General features: G+C 60.5%; 18 protein-coding genes and 1 pseudogene. 6 read left to right on the top strand and 13 right to left on the bottom strand.

Features of this window, described 5'->3' with window-relative positions; all coding sequences use genetic code 11:
* Window positions 1-132 precede the first annotated feature (132 nt).
* From AB8804_RS00975 to AB8804_RS00955, 5 genes and pseudogenes are all read left to right on the top strand, one after another.
* The gene (locus tag AB8804_RS00975) at window positions 133-708 is read left to right on the top strand and encodes a fimbrial protein (RefSeq protein ID WP_371182091.1); all 576 of its coding nucleotides are present in this window, start codon (window positions 133-135) and stop codon (window positions 706-708) included.
* A 131-nt stretch (window positions 709-839) separates the two neighbouring features.
* Complete coding sequence (locus tag AB8804_RS00970) at window positions 840-1535, top strand: molecular chaperone (RefSeq protein WP_371182088.1); 696 nt, start codon at window positions 840-842, stop codon at window positions 1533-1535.
* A 6-nt stretch (window positions 1536-1541) separates the two neighbouring features.
* A pseudogene (locus AB8804_RS00965) lies at window positions 1542-2042 on the top strand (FimD/PapC N-terminal domain-containing protein); the annotation flags it as partial.
* A 147-nt stretch (window positions 2043-2189) separates the two neighbouring features.
* A complete protein-coding gene (locus AB8804_RS00960) occupies window positions 2190-4097 on the top strand; it encodes a fimbria/pilus outer membrane usher protein (RefSeq protein WP_371182788.1) in 1908 nt (635 codons plus the stop codon).
* 1 nt (window position 4098) lies between these two features.
* Window positions 4099-5250 carry a fimbrial protein gene (locus AB8804_RS00955; protein WP_371182086.1) on the top strand — a complete coding sequence of 384 codons (1152 nt, stop codon included), beginning with the start codon at window positions 4099-4101 and terminating at the stop codon, window positions 5248-5250.
* A 49-nt stretch (window positions 5251-5299) separates the two neighbouring features.
* Here the strand turns inward: AB8804_RS00955 and cheZ are convergent, their stop codons facing one another.
* From cheZ to AB8804_RS00900, 11 genes are all read right to left on the bottom strand, one after another.
* The gene (gene cheZ, locus AB8804_RS00950) at window positions 5300-5944 is read right to left on the bottom strand and encodes a protein phosphatase CheZ (protein ID WP_371182083.1); all 645 of its coding nucleotides are present in this window, start codon (window positions 5942-5944) and stop codon (window positions 5300-5302) included.
* Between the two features lie 10 nt (window positions 5945-5954).
* Window positions 5955-6344: a chemotaxis response regulator CheY gene (cheY, locus tag AB8804_RS00945; protein WP_371182081.1), complete on the bottom strand. Its 390-nt coding sequence runs from the start codon at window positions 6342-6344 to the stop codon at window positions 5955-5957.
* A 17-nt stretch (window positions 6345-6361) separates the two neighbouring features.
* Window positions 6362-7411, bottom strand: a complete 1050-nt coding sequence (locus AB8804_RS00940) for a chemotaxis response regulator protein-glutamate methylesterase (protein ID WP_112010704.1) — start codon at window positions 7409-7411, stop codon at window positions 6362-6364.
* Complete coding sequence (cheR, locus tag AB8804_RS00935) at window positions 7408-8274, bottom strand: protein-glutamate O-methyltransferase CheR (RefSeq protein WP_371182078.1); 867 nt, start codon at window positions 8272-8274, stop codon at window positions 7408-7410. The genes AB8804_RS00940 and cheR overlap by 4 nt, the downstream gene beginning before the upstream one ends.
* A gap of 19 nt (window positions 8275-8293) precedes the next feature.
* Entirely contained in the window at window positions 8294-9895 is a 1602-nt protein-coding gene (gene tap, locus AB8804_RS00930; RefSeq protein ID WP_371182076.1) for a methyl-accepting chemotaxis protein IV, read from the bottom strand.
* A 43-nt stretch (window positions 9896-9938) separates the two neighbouring features.
* The gene (gene tar / locus AB8804_RS00925; RefSeq protein ID WP_371182073.1) at window positions 9939-11603 is read right to left on the bottom strand and encodes a methyl-accepting chemotaxis protein II; all 1665 of its coding nucleotides are present in this window, start codon (window positions 11601-11603) and stop codon (window positions 9939-9941) included.
* An 85-nt stretch (window positions 11604-11688) separates the two neighbouring features.
* Window positions 11689-12651: a spore coat protein U domain-containing protein gene (locus AB8804_RS00920; protein ID WP_371182071.1), complete on the bottom strand. Its 963-nt coding sequence runs from the start codon at window positions 12649-12651 to the stop codon at window positions 11689-11691.
* Window positions 12648-15032: a fimbria/pilus outer membrane usher protein gene (locus tag AB8804_RS00915; protein ID WP_371182068.1), complete on the bottom strand. Its 2385-nt coding sequence runs from the start codon at window positions 15030-15032 to the stop codon at window positions 12648-12650. The genes AB8804_RS00920 and AB8804_RS00915 overlap by 4 nt, the downstream gene beginning before the upstream one ends.
* Window positions 15008-15757, bottom strand: a complete 750-nt coding sequence (locus tag AB8804_RS00910) for a molecular chaperone (protein ID WP_371182066.1) — start codon at window positions 15755-15757, stop codon at window positions 15008-15010. The genes AB8804_RS00915 and AB8804_RS00910 overlap by 25 nt, the downstream gene beginning before the upstream one ends.
* 16 nt (window positions 15758-15773) lie before the next feature.
* Entirely contained in the window at window positions 15774-16322 is a 549-nt protein-coding gene (locus AB8804_RS00905) for a spore coat U domain-containing protein (protein ID WP_371182063.1), read from the bottom strand.
* A gap of 13 nt (window positions 16323-16335) precedes the next feature.
* Window positions 16336-16908 carry a spore coat U domain-containing protein gene (locus tag AB8804_RS00900; protein WP_371182061.1) on the bottom strand — a complete coding sequence of 191 codons (573 nt, stop codon included), beginning with the start codon at window positions 16906-16908 and terminating at the stop codon, window positions 16336-16338.
* Window positions 16909-17340: 432 nt separating this feature from the next.
* Here AB8804_RS00900 and AB8804_RS00895 point away from each other — a divergent pair, with 432 nt between their 5' ends.
* Window positions 17341-18600, top strand: coding sequence for a dicarboxylate/amino acid:cation symporter (locus AB8804_RS00895; protein ID WP_371182059.1), 1260 nt, complete (start codon window positions 17341-17343; stop codon window positions 18598-18600).
* 104 nt (window positions 18601-18704) lie between these two features.
* Here AB8804_RS00895 and cheW read toward each other — a convergent pair whose 3' ends face one another.
* Entirely contained in the window at window positions 18705-19208 is a 504-nt protein-coding gene (gene cheW / locus AB8804_RS00890) for a chemotaxis protein CheW (RefSeq protein WP_006176083.1), read from the bottom strand.
* A 19-nt stretch (window positions 19209-19227) separates the two neighbouring features.
* A complete protein-coding gene (gene cheA, locus AB8804_RS00885; protein ID WP_371182057.1) occupies window positions 19228-21240 on the bottom strand; it encodes a chemotaxis protein CheA in 2013 nt (670 codons plus the stop codon).
* Between the last annotated feature and the right edge of the window lie 2 nt (window positions 21241-21242).

The following is a 21242-nucleotide window of genomic DNA, read 5'->3' as shown; positions in this document are numbered from 1 at the left end:
ATGCTATGATATTTAATATATTCTCCCTGCAATTACCTCAACCTAAATAGTCGTTATACTTCCCACCGGCGACAATTCATCACTTTTAAAATTGCTGACCAAGAATGTTTTCACACTTAGGAAATTATGCAGATGGATTTTACAAAAAACATTATTACTGGCGTCGTATTTGCCACGCTGTCCTTCAGCAGCTTCGCAGCCGAAATGAATGCGGGCACCATTCACTTTACCGGCCAAATTATTGAGCCAAGCTGCACCATACAGGGGGACAGCGGCACGGACAGCACTGTCCCTCTGGGAACCTTTCCAACGTCCTACTTCACCGAAGTCGGAAAGGAATCCACGCTTCAGAAATTCTCCGTTATTCTGGCTAACTGCCCGCTAAAAAGCGACGGTCTGCCAGCGGTGCAGCTGACGTTCAACGGTCCGACCGCCTTAACCGGCACCAATACCCTGCTTGACGTAAGCAAAATCACCACCGCCGGCGACGAGGCCGCAACGGGTCTTGGCATTGCTATTAGTCCGGCAGGTCAAAACGAACAGTTTATAACGATGGATGGAGCCGAAGAGCAGGTCTATATAGAGCTGGCAAGCAAAGCAGCCGATACCATTCAGGCCGATTTTAACGCCCGCTATAAATCCTTTGCTGCTGAAGTTAAAGCGGGTGCGGCGGATGCGGATATGACGGTAAACATTCTTTATCGTTAATTCGCCCTGGCGCTTGTCAACTTCCCGATATTTGCATTATGTCGATTGAGGAGATGAGCTCAGATAATAGTTCGAGTCCGTTTTCGAACTATTATCTTTTTCCATTCACTCCTTTAAACCAAAGGTCTTTCATGCGCACATCAGTAAAAGCGTTCTTATGCCTTCCCGTAATTGCGAGCACACTTTGCCACGCTGCTGGCGTACAAATCGGCCGCACGCGCATAATATACGATGCCGCGAAAAAAGAAGTTTCCCTGCCCTTGCAGAATAATGAAAAAGAGCTGCCGTGGCTTATTCAGTCCTGGACAGATACCGGGGATGGTAAAACCCGCGGACCGTTTATCGTTACGCCGCCGCTTTGTCGCCTCGATGCGCAAAAGGAGCAAAGCCTGCGCATTACCTGGAACGGCACGCCGCTTTCCACGGATAAAGAGACGCTGTTCTACCTCAACGTGCGCACCGTTCCCGCCACCAGTGCGGATGATGACGGTAAAAACGTCCTGCGCCTGATCTACAAAACGCGCCTGAAGCTGTTCTGGCGGCCAACGGGGCTTGCCGGTACGCCGACAGAAACCTGCAAAAATCTGCGCTTTGCCCGCCACGCCGGGCAGCTCACCGTGATGAACGACGGCGCGTTCTACAGCGTATTCGACTCGCTGTCGGTCGGCACCAAAAAAATTGAGAAAGCCGACATGGTCGGGCCCGCGTCCAGGGTCACGCTTCCCCTTCCGGACAGCGCGCAGAGCACAAACGTCAGCTGGCGCTGCATTACGGACTACGGCAATGCGTCCGAAAAATACACCTCTACCCTTGTGCAGGACGACTAAACCACCATGTTTACAGGACGTAACGCGCTGCCATGCAGTAGGCTCTTTAGCCTCAACCCGCAACTTTGCTGTCTGGGAGGCATTCTTTTCGTCGCGAGCTGCTCCCTGGAGGCCAGGGAATATCGCTTTTCCCCCTCCTCGCTGGAGGGTGACATGCTGAACGAGCAGGAAATCGACCTTTCCTTGTTTTCAAAATCCAACGCCCAGCTTCCGGGCACCTACGCGTCAAAGGTGACGATCAACGCGCGCCGCCGCGCCGATGCAAAAATCAGCTACGTCAGCGCGCCGGACGGGTCGCTGACCCCACAGCTGACGCCCGACATGCTGCGCGCGTGGGGGATTAGCGTCGATCGCTATCCCTCGCTGCTGGCGCTTGCCCCCAACGAGACGCTGCCCAAACCGCTGGGCGTCTATATTCCCCTGGCCTCCGCGCAGCTGGATTTCTCGACGATGACCCTGGCGCTAAGCATTCCCCAGGCCGCCGTCGGCGAGGCCAGCCCTGACTATATCGATCCGTCGCGCTGGGACGACGGCGTGCCCGTGCTGTTCAGCGACTATACGTTCTCCGGCTCGGAGGATCGGGGCGACGACAGCGACCGCACGGCTAACCGCTACCTCAACATGCGCACCGGCGCGAACCTTCTGGGCTGGCGGTTGCGTAACTACAGCACCTGGAGCCAGTCGGACACCGACAATCAGTGGGAAAACCTCAGCACCTACGTGCAGCACGACGTTGATGCGCTTAGGGCGCAGTTCACCGCCGGCGAAAGCAGCACGCGGGGCGAGGTCTTTGATAGCGTGCAATACCGCGGCGTCAACCTCGCCTCCGATGAGGAGATGCTTCCCTACAGCCAGCGCGGCTTCGCGCCCATTATTCGCGGCATCGCCAGCTCGAACGCGGAAGTCTCCGTGCGCCAGAATGGCTATCTCATCTATCAGCAGAACGTCGCGCCGGGCGCGTTTGAGATCGACGATCTTTACTCGACCACCAACAGCGGCGATCTGGAGGTGACGGTCAAAGAGGCCGACGGCACCGAACACCGTTTTACGCAGCCCTACTCCAGCATCGCCGTCATGCAGCGTCCTGGGCATATCAAGTTTGAGATGACGGCCGGTCGCTATCGCGCCGACAGCGCCAGCAGCCAAAAGGAGCCGGAGTTTCTGCAGGGCAGCGCGATCTACGGTTTCAATAACTTCATGACCTGGTTTGGCGGGCTGACGATATCCGAAGATTACAATGCGGCCAACACCGGCGCGGGTATGTCTCTCGGACCGATAGGCTCACTCTCGGCGGACGTCACGCTGGCCCAAACCCGCCTTGACGACGACAGCGAACATACGGGTCACTCCCTGCGCCTGCTCTACACCGGCAAAATTGACGCCACCGACACCAACCTCACGCTCGGCAGCTACCGCTACTCCAGCCGGGGCTACTACAGCTTTGCCGACGCCAACCAGAAAATGGACGAAAATGAGGACGACCTGCTGTTTCGCTACAACAAGCGCAGCCGCCTTCAGGCCAGCGTCAGCCAGACCGTCTCCGGCGTCAGCCTGTATCTCAACGGCTACCAGCAGGACTACTGGGGAACATCAAAGAAAGAACGAAGCCTGTCGGCAGGCTTTAATACCGTTATTAGCGGCGTGAGCTACCACATGGCCTACAGCTACAGCAAAGCCAACGGGGAAGCGACTGACCGCATGGTTTCGTTCGGCTTCAGCGTCCCGCTGTCAAAATGGCTGCCGCGCGCCTGGAGCAGCTATAACATCAGCAACAGCCAGCACGGCTACACGCGACAAAACCTCGGCCTCAGCGGCACGCTGCTCGACGATCAGCGTTTGAGCTACTCTCTTCAGCAGGGCCACGCTAACCACGACGGGGACGATACCAGCAGCGTCTACGGCAGCTACCGTTCGCAGTACGCTAACCTCAACGCGGGGTATTACGCCTCTTCCAACGGTTCAAAGCAGCTTAACTACGGCATCAGCGGCGGAATTGTGGCGCATCCGCAGGGCGTTACGCTTTCACAGCCGCTCGGCAGCCAGTTCGCCATCGTAACGGCCAACGACGCCTCCGGGGTTCGTTTTCAAAACCAGCGGGGCGTGCAGACGGACTGGCTAGGCAACGCGGTGATCCCTTCGCTGACGCCGTATCAGGAGAACACGATCCGCATCGACACCGCCAGCCTGCCTGAAGACGTCGACAGCAGCGATACGTCGGCCACCGTCATTCCCTCACGCAACGCCGCGGTGGTTGCTCGATTTAACGCGCGCGTGGGCTATCGCATGCTGATTGCCCTGCAGCGACCGGACGGCCAGCGCGTGCCTTTTGGCGCAATTGCCAGCTGCAACGCTCCGGCGATGAGCGGCATCGTGGACGATACCGGCACCGTTTATTTTGCTGGCATTGGAGAATCAGCACTTCTTAGCGTGAAATGGGGCAATGCCCCCGACCAGCAGTGCAGCGCCCTCATCACCCCCCAGACGAAGCGGCAAAACGCAAGCCCTAACGGCATCTACTCGGTAAGTGCGCTCTGTCAGCAGGACTCTTCCCATGATAAATAAAATGACGAAACTCACGGCTTCAGCCCTACTGGCAGCGGCGTTAAGCCTGCCAGCCATTAGCGTGTGCCAGGCATCAGGAATACTTCCTAACTGCTTCGATGCCCCGCAAACCTACACAATCTCGTACGATCACGAATTTACCTCTGATGAGAACAAAGCCAATCACGATTACGACATTCCAGAACATCTTGTCGGCGCGGGCGCTGAGATGGAGGCTAACTGTACGTGTCCCGGCAACCTTTTCTCTTCCAGCGTAGTCTATGAAGTCACGTTCGCCGGAAGTCCGCTCGGTCCCGGGTCAAACGGTTATGGCTTTCTTACCGATAAAATTGATGCTGATATCACCGGCTATGCTGATGCGATCAACTCCCCGGACGGCAATGCGCTGAACCACCTTCCCATAAACGAGTACCCCACTTCGCGAGGTAAAATGCCCAGCGTGCTGGAGACGCGATTGTCGAAGTCCGAGGGTGAATCAAGCGTATGCAGCGATAGCTCTCGGTTAGCAGACTCGAATGGAATCAAGCGCAAATTCCGCTGGAACGTCGCCGCGGTTATCCTGCATGTCAAAAAGCCTATTCTGGGTGAAGAGGTCATTCCGCCCACGCTTATCGTCCAGAACTATGCGTGCCTCTACTTTGGGAGCGGCTCAGACTGCGATGCCGCGCAGGCCGAGCACGTTTCGGATATCTGGTTCGGCGGAACGCTTTCGGCCCCGCTCAGCTGCACCATCAACGCGGGAAGCACCATTGAGGTCGAATTTGGCAGTATCGTCAGCAAGCAGTTTGTCAGTAAAGGACAGCCGCCTCAGGGCTATGCCCTGAAAAACGTCGATATTGCCTATCACTGCGACGATAACGCGGTCGGCAATAACGATCGCATAAAGCTCACCCTCTCCGCCGATCACGGGCTCGCCGACAGCAGCGCGCCCTTGATCGCCAGGCTGCTTAACCGCAACGACCTCGGGGTGCGGGTCTATGATGAAAACGGCCAGAACGTTGAGCTGGACGGCAGCTACGAGTTTCCGGTCACGATGGATGAACAGGGAAACGGCGTGGTGAAAATTCAGGCCGTGCCGGTGAGCACAACGGAGGCGACGCCCGAACCGGGCAGTTTTGAAGGAAACGTGACGGTGAAGATGGACCTTCGCTAGCGCGTCACCCCTCAGGCTGCGCGGGCAGCCAGAGGGGTGTCATTACGCGTCAGAAGCCGAGGCTGTCCAGCAGGTCGTCGACCTGATCCTGGCTTGCCACGACGCCCGCTTTGGACGCATCGAGCTGCGGCCCGTTGAGCAGGCTTTCGTTCTCGCGCTTCGGACGGGCAGCCGGTTCCGGCATGTTCTCCAGCAGCACCATCAGCAGCTGCCGCTCAATCTCCTGAATCACATCCATCATGCGCTTGATCACCTGACCGGTCAGGTCCTGGAAATCCTGCGCCATCATGATGTCCAGCAGCTGGGCGTTGGTGAAGCTGGTGTGTCCCGGCACGTCGCCGAGATACTGGCGCGTATCGGTCACCAGCTCGCGGGCGTCTGCCAGCTCAATCGGGTTTTCGAACCACTCATCCCAGCGCTTGCTCAGTGCCTTCGCGCCCTTCTCCATCGCGTCCTGGTGCGGCTGCGAGGCCTCGACGCTGTTCAGCGCGCGCTCGGCCGCCTGGGCGGTCATCTGCACCACATAGTCCAGACGATCGCGCGCGTCGGGGATGGCTTCCGCCGCTTCGGCGATCGCCTGATCCAGCCCCAGCTCGCGCAGGCTGTCGCGCAGCATGCGCGTCAGGCTGCCAATGCGGACGATGATGTCGGTAGGCGAATGTTCTTCAACGGGTTTCATTGCAGGTTGCATCATGACCATCCCCTCACATGCCGAGTTTCTCGAAGATTTTGCCGAGCTTCTCTTCGAGGGTCGCCGCGGTGAACGGTTTCACCACGTAGCCGCTCGCGCCCGCCTGCGCGGCCGCGATGATGTTCTCTTTCTTCGCTTCCGCGGTCACCATCAGCACCGGCAAAGCGGCCATGCCCGCATCGGCGCGAATGGTTTTCAGCAGTTCCAGGCCGTCCATGTTCGGCATGTTCCAGTCAGAGATAACAAACCCAAACCCGCCCGCCTGGAGCTTGTTCAGCGCGTCAACGCCGTCCTCCGCCTCTTCAACGTTGTTGAAGCCCAGCTCCTTCAGCAGGTTGCGCACGATGCGGCGCATGGTGGAAAAGTCATCCACAACCAAAAACTTAAGCTCTTTATCCGCCATCTAATTCTACTCCTGAGTCAAATACGTATTGCCTGTCCGGCACTGATTTTCGCCAGCATCTGCTGGCTTACCTGGCTAAGATCGACCACTTCGCTCACGCCACCCATATTGATGGCCTCGCGCGGCATGCCGAACACCACACAACTTGCTTCATTCTGCGCAATCGTCCAGGCCCCGGCCTGGTGCATTGCAAGCATTCCGGCGGCGCCGTCGTTGCCCATCCCCGTCAGGATCACCCCAACGGCGTTGCGCCCCGCGTGTTTCGCCACCGAATGAAACAGCACATCCACCGACGGACGGTGCCGGTTAACCGGCGGCCCGTCATGAATTCTGATCTGATAGTTCGCCCCGCTGCGCGCCAGCTCCATATGCTTGTCGCCCGGCGCAATGTAGGCATGCCCCGGCAGCACGCGCTCGCCGTCTTCCGCCTCCTTCACGCTAATCTGGCACAGCTTGTTCAGGCGCTCCGCGAACGAGCGGGTAAATCCCGGCGGCATGTGCTGGGTAATCAGAATACCCGGGCTTGAGAGCGGCAATGGCTGGAGTACGTGGCGAATTGCCTCTGTTCCTCCGGTTGACGCGCCAATCACCAGCAGTTTTTCCGAGCTGAGCAGCGGGCCCGCCTTCAGCGCGGCCGGTGCCGCCATCGGCTTATGCGCCGCCAGTTTCGCCCGCGACGCGGTGCGGATCTTCTCGGCAATCATTTCGCTGTAGGCCAGCATCCCCTCGCGGATGCCGAGCTGCGGCTTGGTCACAAAATCCACCGCTCCCAGCTCCAGCGCGCGCAGGGTAATTTCCGAGCCTTTTCCGGTCAGGGAGGAGACCATCACCACCGGCATCGGGCGCAGGCGCATCAGTTTTTCGAGGAAATCGATGCCGTCCATGCGCGGCATTTCGACGTCCAGCGTCAGCACGTCGGGGTTATATTTTTTGATTAAATCCCGCGCAACTAAGGGATCGGGCGCCGTCGCCACCATCTCCATATCGCTGTGGCTATTGATGATTTCGGTCATGATCTGGCGCATCAGCGCCGAATCATCGACCGACAATACCCTGATTTTACTCATGTTTTTTCCTTACTCAGCGCATAGACCGTCTGCCCACGCAGGCTAAACTCGCGCGCGAGGTTGCTGAAGTTTTCCGAGTGCCCTGCGAACAGTAAACCGTCGGGCTTGAGCAGCGGAACAAAGCGACGCAAAATGTCCTGCTGCGTCGTTTTATCAAAATAGATCATCACGTTACGGCAAAAGATGGCGTCGAACGGCCCGGGCACGCTGTACTGCCTGTCGAGCAGGTTGACCGGCGCAAATTCGACGCAGTTCGCCAGCTCCTGGCGCACGCGCACCAGCCCCTCGTGCGGGCCGGTGCCGCGCATGAAGTAGCGCTGCAGCTGCTGGGGCGACAGGGTTTTCAGTTCGTCCTGGCGATAGACGCCGCTGCGGGCTTTCTCCAGCACCTCGGTGTCGATGTCGCTGGCGTACACCTTCCAGCGCCCCGGCGCCATGCCCAGCGTGTCCGCCAGGGTGATCGCCAGCGAGTAGGGCTCTTCCCCGGTGGAGGCCGCCGCGCTCCAGACGCGATACTCCCCGGTGCGACGACGCGCGTGCTCCGCCAGCACCGGAAAGTGGTGCCCCTCGCGGAAGAACGCGGTCAGGTTGGTGGTTAACGAGTTGATAAATGCCTGCCATTCGGCGCTGTTCTGGTTCGCTTCGAGCATGCTCAGGTAGCGGCCAAAATCGTCCAGTCCCAGCGTACGCAAACGCCGCACCAGGCGGTTGTAGACCATGTCTCGCTTGTGGTCGGCAAGCACGATCCCCGCACGCTGGTAGATTAACTGACATATCCGACGAAAATGCGCGTCGGACAGCGCGAGGCGCTGTGTCATCTGCTGCAATAATGACGTTTGCCCTGAGGGCATAGGTGATGTCATAGCGCCTTCTCAATCACATTCAGGATACAACTGGCACGGCCTGCGGCCGCCCAACTTCTGTTACGGCTTCAACCTGCTCTTTCACGTTAAACACGGCGACGAGGCCGGTAAGATGGTCCGCCTGACTCGCCAGCCGATCGGTGGCGACGGCCGCCTCCTGGACCAGCGAGGCGTTCTGCTGCGTCACCTGATCCATCTGGCTCACCGCCTGGGCCACCTGCTCAATGCCGCGGCGCTGCTCGTCGGAGGCGGAGGCAATCTCGCCCATAATGTCGTTAACCCGGGTGACGGAGGTGACGATTTCCGTCATGGTCTGCGCGGCGGTGTCCACCAGCGTCGATCCCTCCTGAACGCGGGAGACCGACTCTTCGATCAGCCCCTTGATCTCTTTCGCCGCGTTGGCGCTGCGGCTCGCCAGATTGCGGACTTCGCCCGCGACCACGGCAAACCCGCGCCCCTGTTCACCCGCCCGCGCGGCCTCAACCGCCGCGTTAAGCGCCAGGATGTTGGTCTGGAAGGCAATGCCGTCAATCACGCTGATAATGTCGCCAATCTTCTGCGAGCTGGCGGCAATCGCCTGCATGGTGCTCGCCACGTGCGAGGCCTGGTCGCCGCCCTTCTTCGCCGTCAGCGCCGCCTGCCTCGACAGGTCCGACGCCTGTCGGGCGTTGTCTGCGTTCTGGCTCACCGTCGCGGTAAGCTGCTCCATGCTGGCCGCCGTCTGCGCCAGCGACGCCGCCTGCTGCTCGGTGCGAGAAGAGAGATCGTTGTTGCCCGCCGCGATCCCGGAAATCCCGGTGTGCATCGCGTAGCTGCCCTGGCGCACGTCGCTGACCGTTTCACGCAGCGCGCCCTGCATCGCCTTCAGGCTGGCAAAGATCGCCGAAATCTCGTTCTTACCGTACACCGCCACCGGGCGCGCCAGGTTGCCCTTCGCAATGCTGTCAAAGTGGCTGCTGATAATCGCCAGCGGTTGCACAATCATCCGGCGCGACCAGAGCAGCGCGCCGCCGGTCAGCAGCGCGGCGAGGATCACCATCACGGCGAACACCACGCCCGACATGCGGTAGCTTTTGCGGCCGTCATCGCTCGCGCGCTGGACGAACTGGTTGATGTCCTGCTGCCACGCGTCAAAACTGCCGTCAAAAGCGGCCTGCGATCCCTGCACCGGCGCGGTCAGAAAATCAGACAGCTGGTTGTTCTCAAGCCAGGTGGCCTGATGCTCCAGGTCCGTGTGCCACTGGGCGTAGTTTTTCTGCATGGTGGCTTTCAGCGCGTTCCCTTTTTCACTCACCGCGCCCTGCGCGATAAACGCCTTAAACTGCGCGTCGGCCTGCTTCAGGCTGGCGCGCGCCGTTGCCATCAACCCCTTGATATCGTCCGGCGGATAGCTCAGCGCGGTTAACGTCCCCGCTTTGTTCAGCGCGGTACTTGCCTGCAGCAGCACGGCGCGCGTTTGCGCCAGCGCGGAGCGCTGCTGATTGCTCGCCTCGACTTCCTTTAAATTCTGATAACCATCGCGAAACGCCCAAAAGGACAACCCGTTACTGCCAACCTGCAACACCCCACACGTAATCAGAATCAAAAACAGTGTGGTCGAGATACGAATACGATTTAACATCCACGCTCCCATCAAGCGGCAGCCGCCGCGGTTTAACAGTCAGTCAAAATGTTTCCCAGTTTTCTTCTTGTCCGGTCGCCGCCTGGCGAGGGCGCGCTTCCGCCGGTGCGGACGCCGGTTCGCGATACGCCGCCCGCGCGCTGGCCGTGTTTGCCGTGGAGGTCAGGCGGAAGGCCGAGACGGCCTGCTTCAGCAGGCTCGCCTGCTCCTCAAGCGCGGCCGCCGCCGTCGCGGACTCCTGCACCAGCGCAGCGTTCTGCTGCGTCACGCGGTCCATTTCCGATACCGCCAGCGCCACCTGGTCGATGCCCCGGCTCTGCTCGTCCGACGCGGAGGCGATTTCCCCCATGATGTCCGTCACGCGGGTGACGGCATTCACGATGTCGTTCATGGTTTCGCCCGCGCTTTCCACCAGCACCGAGCCGGTATCCACGCGCGAAACGGAGTCCTCAATCAGCGCTTTGATCTCTTTTGCCGCGTTGGCGCTGCGGCTGGCGAGGTTGCGCACTTCACCCGCTACCACCGCAAAACCGCGCCCCTGCTCGCCCGCGCGCGCCGCTTCCACGGCAGCGTTGAGCGCCAGGATGTTGGTCTGGAAGGCGATGCCGTCGATGACGCTGATGATGTCGGCGATTTTCTTCGAGCTGTCGGCGATGTCGTGCATGGTTTTCACCACGCCGTCCACCACGCGGCCGCCGCGCTGGGCGGTGTCAGACGCGCTTTGCGCCAGCTGCGACGCCTGGCGGGCGTTATCGGCGTTCTGCTTCACCGTCGCGGTGAGCTGTTCCATGCTCGCCGCGGTCTCTTCAAGCGCGGAGGCCTGCTGCTCGGTGCGGGAAGAGAGGTCGTTATTGCCCATCGCAATTTCGCTTGTGCCGGTATAGATGGCGTCGGAGCCGTTACGCACGTTGGCGACGGTCTCCACCAGCGCGCGCTGCATATGGTCTACGCTGCCGGCAAGCTCGGTGATTTCGTTGCGCCCGGAAACGACCAGCGCTTTGGTCAGATCGCCGCTGGCGATGTCGCGAATGTGGGCGATGACGCGCCCGAGCGGATTAAGCAGGATATGGCGAATGCCGCACCACACGCCCAGCACCACCACGGCGAGGGCGACGGCCATCACCGCCATCTGCCATTTGGCAAAGCGGTAGTCGTTCTGGCTTTGCGAAAAGGCGCTGCGGTAGAGCTGGCCGCTGGCGCTGGCGTAGTCGCCGAGCGCCGCGCCGAGGGCGTTTTGCATCCCCTGCGTGGGCTGCGCGAAATAGCCGTCCATGTTGCCGCTTTCGAGGAACTGGATAAGCTCCGTCAGCCCGGCAAAGTAGGCGTTATATTTTTCATCAATGCTGGCGCTCACCTGCGCCATGGCGGGCTGCGGAGCAATCTTTTTGAAGGCGTCGTAATGCTTCGCGGCGTCGGCGAGCGTGGCGCGCGCGTTTTTCAGCAGGTCGGTTTTAGCGCTGCTCTGCTGGTTCGCCGGATCCATCATCATGCGCGCGGAGGAGCGGCTGAGGTTGATGCGCGTTTGCAGCATCAGGTCCCAGGTCGAGGTGAGCTCGCCCTGCTGCACGCGCAGGTCGTTTGAGGCGGCGAAGCTGTCCTGGTTCTGTTTGAGCGACGAGAAAAACAGCCCGCCGGAAATGAGCTGAAGAAGTGCGAAAATGACCAGCACCATCATCAGCAGGGTGACAACGCGTATACGGTTCAACATACAACACCTTCTTATAGATTTATTAACGGTGTTATCGGCACAGGCCACAGGAACTTTACATTTGCGAAAGGGAAAAGCGCGGGAGTCAGAAGGCGACGTCAACGATCAGCGTGTCGCTGTAGGTGCCGGCAGGGGGCGTCGCCTGACCGGTCAGCACTTTGGCGGTGTAGTTGTAGGTGCGCAGCAGCCCGTCGGTGCTGACCTGCGACGAGGTGTCGCTGGTCCAGCGCTCCGCCCCGCTGCTGCCCCAGCGGTTGGCCGTGGCTTCTTTGTAGATGTCGTAGCTCATGGCGTTGCTGCCGCTCACCATGCGCCGCACGTTGTTCAGCGCGTTGGCACCGTTGTTGATGCCAATGGTATAGGTGCTGCCCTTGGTGCAGGTGACGGCAATGGCCTGCGATACGGTGGGAAAGTTCTGCACCAGCGGCGCGCTGTTGAAGTTGATGTCCGGCGTGGTCATGGCGCTGCAGTCGTTGGTGACGGTCATGTTGAGCAGGATGGTGGTGGTCGCCGTGCCGGTCTGCGGCGTCAGGCACAGCCCCGCCGCGCCCACCGAGCAAACGTTGTAGTTAATGCTGAAGGTCAGCAGCACCTGATACGGCCCGGCGGTGACGTTTTGCCCGGCGACGGTCCTGAAGTAGAGCGGGATGTTGTACTGCTTCGAACCAAGCAGGCCCAGCAGCGTGTTGCCGCTCCAGGTATAGGTTTTGCTGATTTGCACCTCGCTGCTGCTCGCGCAGCCGGAAAGGCCGCACAGGCGCGTGGGGATCGCGTCGGGAACGGTGGCGTTATCGGTGCGCTTCATCGTGGCGCGGCTGTTGGCCGACACCGACGCCGCCGAGTAGGTGAGCGTCACCGAGTCGTTGGTCAGGAGGTTGAGCACCGCGTCGCAGGCCACCACCAGGGTGCCGGTGGTTTCGACCTCGCCGGTGCCGCTCAGCGCAAAGGAGGTCACGCTGCCAAACGAGGCGTTGACCGTGCTGACGGTGCAGGCGGCCCAGCTGCCGCCGGAGGCCAGCAGCAGCACCAGCAGAAGCAGGCGCTTCACGGCGACTCCCGGCAGGTCAGCGGCCCGTAGGTTTGCAGCTTGTGCTCGGGGTTGGCCCCCACCGCCAGCGTGGCTTTGCATTGTTTTCCCTGCGGCGTGGTGACCTCCAGCGCGTTAACGTCGCTGAGGTTTTCCAGCCAGGCGATGCCGTCGTAGCCCACCACCGCGCTGGCGCGCGAGGCGCGGCGCACCTGGCTGCCGACCGGGATCGCCTCGCCGTTCGCATCATGCAGGATCACGCTGGCCACCCGCTCCTGCTCCATCGGGAAGTCCACCAGGTAACCGCTGTGGCGGCGGATCGCCACGCGCCTCTCGGTCTCCTTCAGCCGCGTATCCGCCGGAAGGTTCAGGGTATTGATGCTGTAGCTTGCCGGGTAATAGGCCGACACGCCGCTGACCAGCAGGTAGCCGTTGCGGTTGGTTTTCCCCACCGGCTGGTTTTCATAGTTCACCGGCACGTCGGGGTGGCCGTCGGTGCTGATCACCACAAAGGCGTCGTTGATTTTGTTGGCAGCGAACGTTTCGCCGTCCATCAGGACCAGGGCGCCCATCGCCTCGCCCCACCAGGTCATCATGCCCTGCTCGCCGTAGCCGCCGCCCTGCAGCTCAACGCTGTTGTTGCGCCAGCCCAGCGTCCCCTGCTGGTAGTTGCTGGCGCGCGACTGGTTGGCCCACGCCATATTCCAGCTAAAGCCGCCGTCGGACGGCATGGCGTGGTTATAGTTAAGGCGCTGGGTGCTGCCCGCACTGGGGGTATTTTCGACGGTGACGGCGGCGCTGTCGCGCTCGCCAAACGGCACCTGAATAGAGAGCGCAACGGTCCAGTCGCCGCGCTGCTGGTCGCGGCTGCCCGCCACGTAAATATTGCTGGCGCCCCACAGGCTGCGGCTCCAGGAGAGGTTAAGCAGCTCGGTTTTCTGATTGTCGAAGCTTTCGACGCCGATCCAGGCCGCGCCGACGTTGCCGTACTGCCCGAGGTTAAAGGTCAGCGAATACTGATCGGTGTTGCGGCTCAGACTGGCAATCGGGTCGTTGTTTTCATCATAAATCGTTGGCTGATCGTAGAGCGCGAGGTTGCCAAACCCGCGGTCGCGCCGACTGTGCTGGGTGGCGAGACTAAAGGCGCTGGTGCTGTACTGATAGCCCCAGTTGACCTGGCCGCCATCGTCTCCGCGCATCCGGCTGCGGGTGTAGGATGAATTGACGACGCCAAAGTGGCCCAGCTTTACGACGCCGCCCGCGCCGCCGAGCGCCAGCTCCTCCGCCGCTTCGCTGTGCCCTTCCAGCGTCAGCCAGTCCGTCAGCCCGTAGCGATACGATCCGCTCGCCGCCGCCGGGCCGTAGTCGAAATTGTCGATGCCGTAGTTTCGCCGCAGGCTCCCAAGGGTGACGGCGCCGTCGCTCAGCCCCGCTTTCAGCAGATCGCTGGTGACGTAAAACGGCAGCGTGGTGCTGACCTGGCGGCCCAGCGCGTCGGTGGTGACCAGCACCGCGTCGCCCGCGCCGTTGATGTAAGGCAGGTTGGTGAGCGTAAACGGCCCCGGCTGGAGCTGCGTCGAGCCGGAGCGGTAGCCATTGATGAACAGATCGACCGACGTCGGCACCGCCGCGTCGCCGGAAAACTCCGGCAGCGGCCAGGTCACCAGATCCGGACGCAGGGAGAAATCGCGCCCGTAGCTGATGCCGCCCATGCGCACGCTGGAGCTCCAGCTTAGCGCATCGCTGATCACGTCCCCGGCGCTCCAGGTTACGGCATCATCTTCGTCGGTCATGAGCAGCGTGGTGTCGTAGCGTACGTATCCCTCCTGCTGCCCCTGGTTGCCGGTAAAGTTCTGGCGCACGTAGCCGGTTGAAGAGAGCGAGCCGCTTTCGTTGAAGTAGCGAAACTCATGCCACAGGGACGCCTGACCGCCGACGTGCTCGGTATGGTTGGTGTAGAAATCGTAGTTCAGCAGCGCCCCGGTGCCGAAGTGGGGCTTGCTTTGGGCGGTTTGGCCGTTAAAGGAGGTGACGCGAGACGCCACCCAGTCGCGCGGGACGGTCAGCAGCAGGCGCTGCGCGGCGCTGTCGTATTCCACCCGCACGGACGACAGCGTGGAAAGATTAACCTCTCCGGCAGGGATATGCTCGGGCGGCAGCCCGGCGCGCAGCAGGTCGGCGCTGGAGATAAAGAACGCGCCGTCGCGCTGCGTAACGGGCACCACCAGCCCGGTATCGTAGTGGTTAAGCACGATAGCGAGCTGGAAAACGGCCTCGCCGCTCGTCGCCTGCGCGCCCGGCGGCGGCGGTAAGCTGTCATCGCCGCTTTCGGCCCAGGCACCCGTACTGACGCAGAGCAGGATCATCATCGCTGGCTTCAGTTGACGGGGGGCGACTGCCATAGCGTATCCCTGGCATTAATCTGCGCACTCAGCTGGCTGGGCTGGCGGATCCCGGCGGGTATCGGCCAGCGGCGGGTGCTGTCCGGCAGGACATAGCCGAGCAGCCCCTCGGCCACCGTGCGCTTCTGCCCGTTCTGCGTCAGCGACACCTGGCTCAGCTTAACGTGCACATCCCCCTGATTGCGCACCTCCAGCACCGGATGGCCGTCCTCCTGTGCCACCCGCCAGCTCAGATTTCGGGTCTCCACCAGCGCGTGGTGCGCCCCCTCTTTTATGGTTTCGATCCCCTGCCCGTACGCGAACAGCGGAATGGAGTAGCGCATCTGCAGCTTGAGGCCAATGGCGGGCTCGGCGGCGGCCGCGGGCTGTGGGATCTCATCCACGATAATGCGATAGGCCTGCTCAACGCCGGGCGCAACGGTGCCCTGCTTGATCAGGCGGATAAGCTGCTTGGCCCCTTTATCGATGGTGACGATCGGCGGGCTAGCGACCACCTCCTGCTGGGCGGCGTAGCGCTCGAAGCCATTTTCCTGCCGCCAGCGCACGATGCGCACCTGCATCGTCGTGGCGGCGTTGCCCTGGTTCTGGATCCACAGCTCCGTGGCTTTGGTGTCCGGCGCGAGCCAGGGATCGATGGGCCACAGAAGGATCGTCGCGGCGGCGTGCGCATAGCCCGTCGCCCCGAGCGCGCCCATCAGGCAGACGGATGTAAAGGATGGCTTCATGAACGTTCTCCCTTCATCACCACGACAAGGTCACGGTGAGCTGATCTGAATACGTGCCTGCGGGGCTAAACCCCGTCAGGAGCGCGACGCCAAACAGCGGCAGCGCAATATTGTTGCTGTTGGTATAGGTCACGGCCACCGGCTGGTTGACCCCGATTTCGCTGTTCGCCGCCAGCGAACTATTGCTGTAAAGCCGATACCCCACCACGCTGGTTCCGCCCGCTATCTGCATGCGCCGCACGGAGGAGTAATACTTCCCGCCGTCAATGCTCATGCTGAGCGCCACGCCCGGCGTGCAGGCAATCGACAGCGCGCCGTTGGGCACAAAGCTGGTGCTGACCGGCGCGCTTTCCACGCCCGTATGCGTGCCAAAATTAAGCGTGCCTAAAATCCCCCCGGTTCCGGCCGTGACCGAGCAGCCCGGAACGATCGTCGCGCTGACCTTAAACGACTGCGACGTCACCGCCCCGGCCGGAGGCATCATCACGATTGCCGCCGCCAGGAGAAAAAAAAGGTGCACGCGTCCCTCTGCGCCGCGGCGCAGACCTGTTAAAAGTGCCTTCATGGCAGGTGCGGGACTAGTAGTTCACGCTAACGTTGATGGTGTCGGTATAAGTCCCCGGTAAAACGCTGACGCTGTTGCCGCCGCCCGTTATACGCCCGTAAAGGGTATAGCTATCGACGCCGTTGGCCGTAGAGGCGATCGGCAGCGCCGCGTTATTGGCGACAACGTTGTTAAAGCCGCTGTCGCTATAGAGGCTATACGCCACGCCGCGGGTGGTGCTGGTCGTATTGATCAGATAGCGTGCGGGCGTCCCCGGCGTTCCCGCGACGGTGCCGGGCGCCGTGGTGTTGGTGTTGCCGGTCACCGCGACCGTGTAGCTGGCGGTGGTACACTGGATCGTAAAGGTGTTACCGCCGCTGGCCCCGGTGAGCTGGGTCGTCAGCGTGGAGAAGGTTGCGGGATGGGTCCCGAAGTCCAGGGTACCGAAGTTGATGCCGTTTTGCGACGGCGAGCCGTTAATCAGGCAGCCGTTGGTCAGCGTCAGCGTGACGCCGATAGAGCCGCTGCTGGTGACCGCATGCGCCTGCATCGCCAGGCCGCCGGACATCAGAGCGCCAGCGCAAATCAAAAGGCGTGTGAGTTTCATTTACCACCCTCCAGAAGAAGTTGCCGTTCGCTTTCCACATTTTATTGATACTGCTCAATATGTTAGCCCCGCTTAACTCTCCACCGAGGGGGTTATGGAGAATTTAGATTATTGAAACGACTTCAACCACCTTCCCCATTTGACGCACGACTTTCGTCGTATTGACGCATTAATTACATATAAAACAAATAATTAACATTCTGAAATTGATTGTAATCCTCTCAGGCGCTGCCGATATATCGCACAGATTGTGATTAGCGTCACAATATATCCTCACGCGATTAGCAACAAAACTAATAAAAATTAAAAAGCAGTTGTATCCCACCCCGCTTTACTTCAATTTATATGATGAATAATTCACTGCGTTAAAATAATAAATTTGCATGTGTTAGCGCAGATGAAATCTTACGTGCATCAGAGGATCTCTTTTTCGTGGCAAGTGCAAACAAACTCACGCTGTTCATCGTGATATTTATGCTGGCGGGCATTCTTTCCGGGGCGGCAATTCATGAATACGCTTCGCAGGATGTGGTTAAGGCCTGGTCGGATAACATCACCCTCCTGACGGATATTTTCCTTCGGCTGATCAAGATGGTCATCGCCCCGCTGGTGTTTAGCACGCTGACGGTCGGGATTATGAAGCTGGGCGAAACCTCGACCATTGGCCGCGTCGGCGGCAAGGCGATGGTGTGGTTTATTAGCTCATCGGTGCTGTCGATCCTGGTCGGGCTTTTTATCGTCACCCTGGAGCAGCCGGGAAGCGGCCTGAACCTGACCATTCCAACGGAGTCCGTTGAGACCGGCCTTGCCGTGGGCGGCATGACGCTGAAGGGCTTTTTATCCCATACGATCCCCACCAGCATCGTGGGGGCAATGGCCGATAACGAGATCCTGCAAATCGTGGTGTTCTCGATGTTCTTCGGCATTGGCGGCGCATCGCTCGGCGAAAAGTTCAACGCGCCGCTCGTCGCCGCGCTGGACGTGGTGTCGCACATTATGCTGAAGGTGACCGGCTACGTGATGTACGTTGCGCCGCTGGCGATTTTCGCCGCCATCTCGTCGGTTATCGCCACCCAGGGGCTGGGCATTCTGCTTAACTACGCCTCGTTTATCGGCGGTTATTATGTGGCTATCGTCCTCACCTGCCTGGTGCTGCTGGCCGTGGGCTACATGGTGCTGAAGCGCGAGATTTTCCGCCTGGTCAGCATGCTGAAAGATCCGGTGCTGGTGGCGTTTACCACCAGCAGCTCCGAAGCGGCCTACCCGAAAACACTGGAACAGCTGGTGCGCTTCGGCTGCTCGCGCAATATCGTGTCGTTCGTGCTGCCGATCGGCTACTCCTTCAACCTGGTCGGTTCGATGGTGTACTGCTCGTTCGCCTCAATGTTTATCGCCCAGGCGTACAACATTCACCTGAGCTTTACCGAGGTGGCGGTGCTGATGCTGACCCTGATGCTGGCGTCTAAGGGGATCGCGGGCGTGCCGCGCTCGGCGCTGGTGGTGCTGGCGGCAACCATTCCGAGCTTTAATATTCCAGTGGCGGGCATTTTGCTGCTGATGGGGATCGATCATTTCCTCGACATGGGCCGCTCGGCAATTAACGTGCTGGGAAATGGGATAGCGACGGCGATGCTGGCGCAGAATGAGGGACTATTGGATGAAAGCGCGGAGCTGGTGGAGCAGGAGGCGTAAGCGCTGTAAGTGGGGTGCGGCCTGATGCCCTCACCCCGGCCCTCTCCCACCGGGAGAGGGTGCAAACACTAAAAACGGCAACCCGGTTGCCGTTTTGCATTTACCTACGCTACATGACTCGCCGCGATATCCAGCAGCGCCATCTCGTCGCTGTTCAGCAGCTTCTCGATGTTCACCAGAATCAGCATGCGTTCGCCCAGCGCGCCAAGCCCCGTGAGGTACTCGGTCGACAGGGTGACCGCAAACTCCGGCGCGGGACGGATTTGATCGGCGGTCAGGGACAGCACGTCCGAGACGCCGTCAACCACAATCCCCACCACGCGCTGGCCCAGGTTGAGCACAATCACCACGGTGTTGTCGTTGTATTCGACGTCGCCCTGGCTGAACTTCACGCGCAGGTCGACGATAGGCACGATCACGCCGCGCAGGTTGGTGACGCCCTTAATAAAGGCCGGGGTGTTTGCAATGCGCGTTACCTGATCGTAACCGCGGATTTCCTGTACCTTCAGGATGTCGATGCCGTACTCTTCGTCACCCAAAGTAAAGACCAGGAACTCTTGTCCTGATGGCTCGCCCGCCAGCTTCGTTACGTTACTCATACCGGTCATGTTATTACCTTTTACTTAATCAGGCGGCGGTGCACGCCACACGTTGTTCACGATTTAATCCCTGAAGCGCCGACACGTCGACGATCAGCGCGACGCTACCGTCACCGAGAATGGTCGCCGCAGAAATGCCCGGCACCTTGCGGTAGTTGCTTTCGAGGTTCTTGACCACCACCTGGTGCTGGCCAATCAGCTGGTCAACCAGCAGCGCGTAGCGGCGGCCCGCGCTTTGCAGGATCACCACGATGCCCTGGGTGGCTTCAGTTTTCGCCCCGTCCACCTCAAAGACCTTCCACAGCTCGACCAGCGGCAGGTATTCCCCGCGCACTTCGAGCACGCGCTCGCCGCCCGCCAGCGGGTGCAGATCTTCCTCGCGCGGCTGCAGCGATTCCATCACCGCGTTCAGCGGCAGGATGAAGACCTCGTCAGCGACCTTAACGGACATGCCGTCGAGGATCGCCAGCGTCAGCGGGAGCAGAATGCGGATGGTGGTGCCAGCGCCCTGCTTAGACTTGATCTCAACGTGGCCGCCCATCTCCTGGATGTTACGTTTCACCACGTCCATGCCCACGCCGCGCCCGGACACGTCGGTCACCTGCTCGGCGGTGGAGAAGCCCGGCGCGAAGATCAGCATGCCGACCTCTTCGTCGGTCATGTTTTCGTTGACCGCCATCCCCTGCGAGATCGCCTTCGCCAGGATGCGCTCGCGGTTGAGGCCCGCGCCGTCGTCGGTCACCTCAATGCAGATGTTGCCGCCCTGGTGTTCCGCAGACAAAATCAGGTTGCCGACCGGGGATTTCCCCGCCGCCACGCGGTTTTCCGGCAGCTCGATGCCGTGGTCAAGGCTGTTGCGCACGAGGTGCGTCAGCGGATCGATAATGCGCTCGATCAGGCTCTTGTCCAGCTCGGTGGAGCTGCCCATGAGCGTCAGCTCAATTTGCTTATTAAGCTTTCCGGCCAGATCGCGCACCAGGCGCGGGAAGCGGCTAAAGACGTACTCCATCGGCATCATGCGGATGGACATCACCGATTCCTGCAGGTCGCGGGCGTTACGTTGTAACTGACCCATGCTGGTGATGAGATCGCCGTGGGTGACCGGGTCCAGCTCGTTGGAGCGCTGGGCCAGCATTGACTGGGTGATCACCAGCTCGCCGACCAGGTTAATCAGCTGGTCAACCTTCTCAACCGCCACGCGGATGCTGGTGGACTCGCTGGCGCGCGCCGCGGGCTTTTCGGCCCGCACGGGCGCGGCCGTCTCTTTCGGCACCGCCTTGAGCACCGGCGCGGCGGGCACCGCGGCAGGCGCAGCGGCAGGTTCTTCCACCGCGACCGGCGCGTCTTCGCTGGCCGCTTCGGTTTCAAAGGCGATCTGGTCGGCTTCGATCACGAAGCACAGCACGGCCACGATGTCGTCTTCGCTAATTCCGTCGTCCAGCGTCGCGGCCAGGCTGTCTTTGCCCTTGACCACGTTGCTCAGCGTCGCCAGGTTGCCCAGCTCCTCTTCAAGCAGGCTGACCTCGCTCTCTTTCAGACGCGACAGAACCACGCGCAGCTTGCCCGCCTGCGCGGCGGCAGGCGCTTTTTCGCCTACGTTAACGTCTTCAACAACGCTCAGGTTTGCCGCCGGTGCGGCCACTTCGCCCTTGGCTTCCAGCGCAAGCTGGCGCAACGCGTTGCAGATGTATTCAAAGCTGGCGGCATCAGGCTCTGCCGAGCTTTTATAGGCGTCGAGCTGTTCCTGCATAATATCTTTGGTTTCCAAAAACAGGTTGATAATGTCGGTATTGAGCTGCATCTCACCGCGTCGTGCTTCATCCAGCAGGTTTTCCATCAGGTGCGTGGTTTCCTGCAAAATGGTAAATCCAAACGTTCCCGCGCCGCCCTTAATCGAATGCGCCGCGCGGAAAATGGCATTGAGCTGCTCGGAATCCGGCGCTTCGGGCACCAGGTCCAGCAGGTGTTGCTCCATATCGGCCAACAGTTCGTCGGCTTCATCAAAGAATGTCTGATAAAAATCGCTAATATCCATGCTCACGC

This window comes from Enterobacter sp. KBR-315C3_2022, from assembly GCF_041399425.1.
Taxonomy (GTDB): Bacteria; Pseudomonadota; Gammaproteobacteria; order Enterobacterales; family Enterobacteriaceae; genus Enterobacter.
This window is presented reverse-complemented; position numbering and strand designations above follow the sequence as displayed.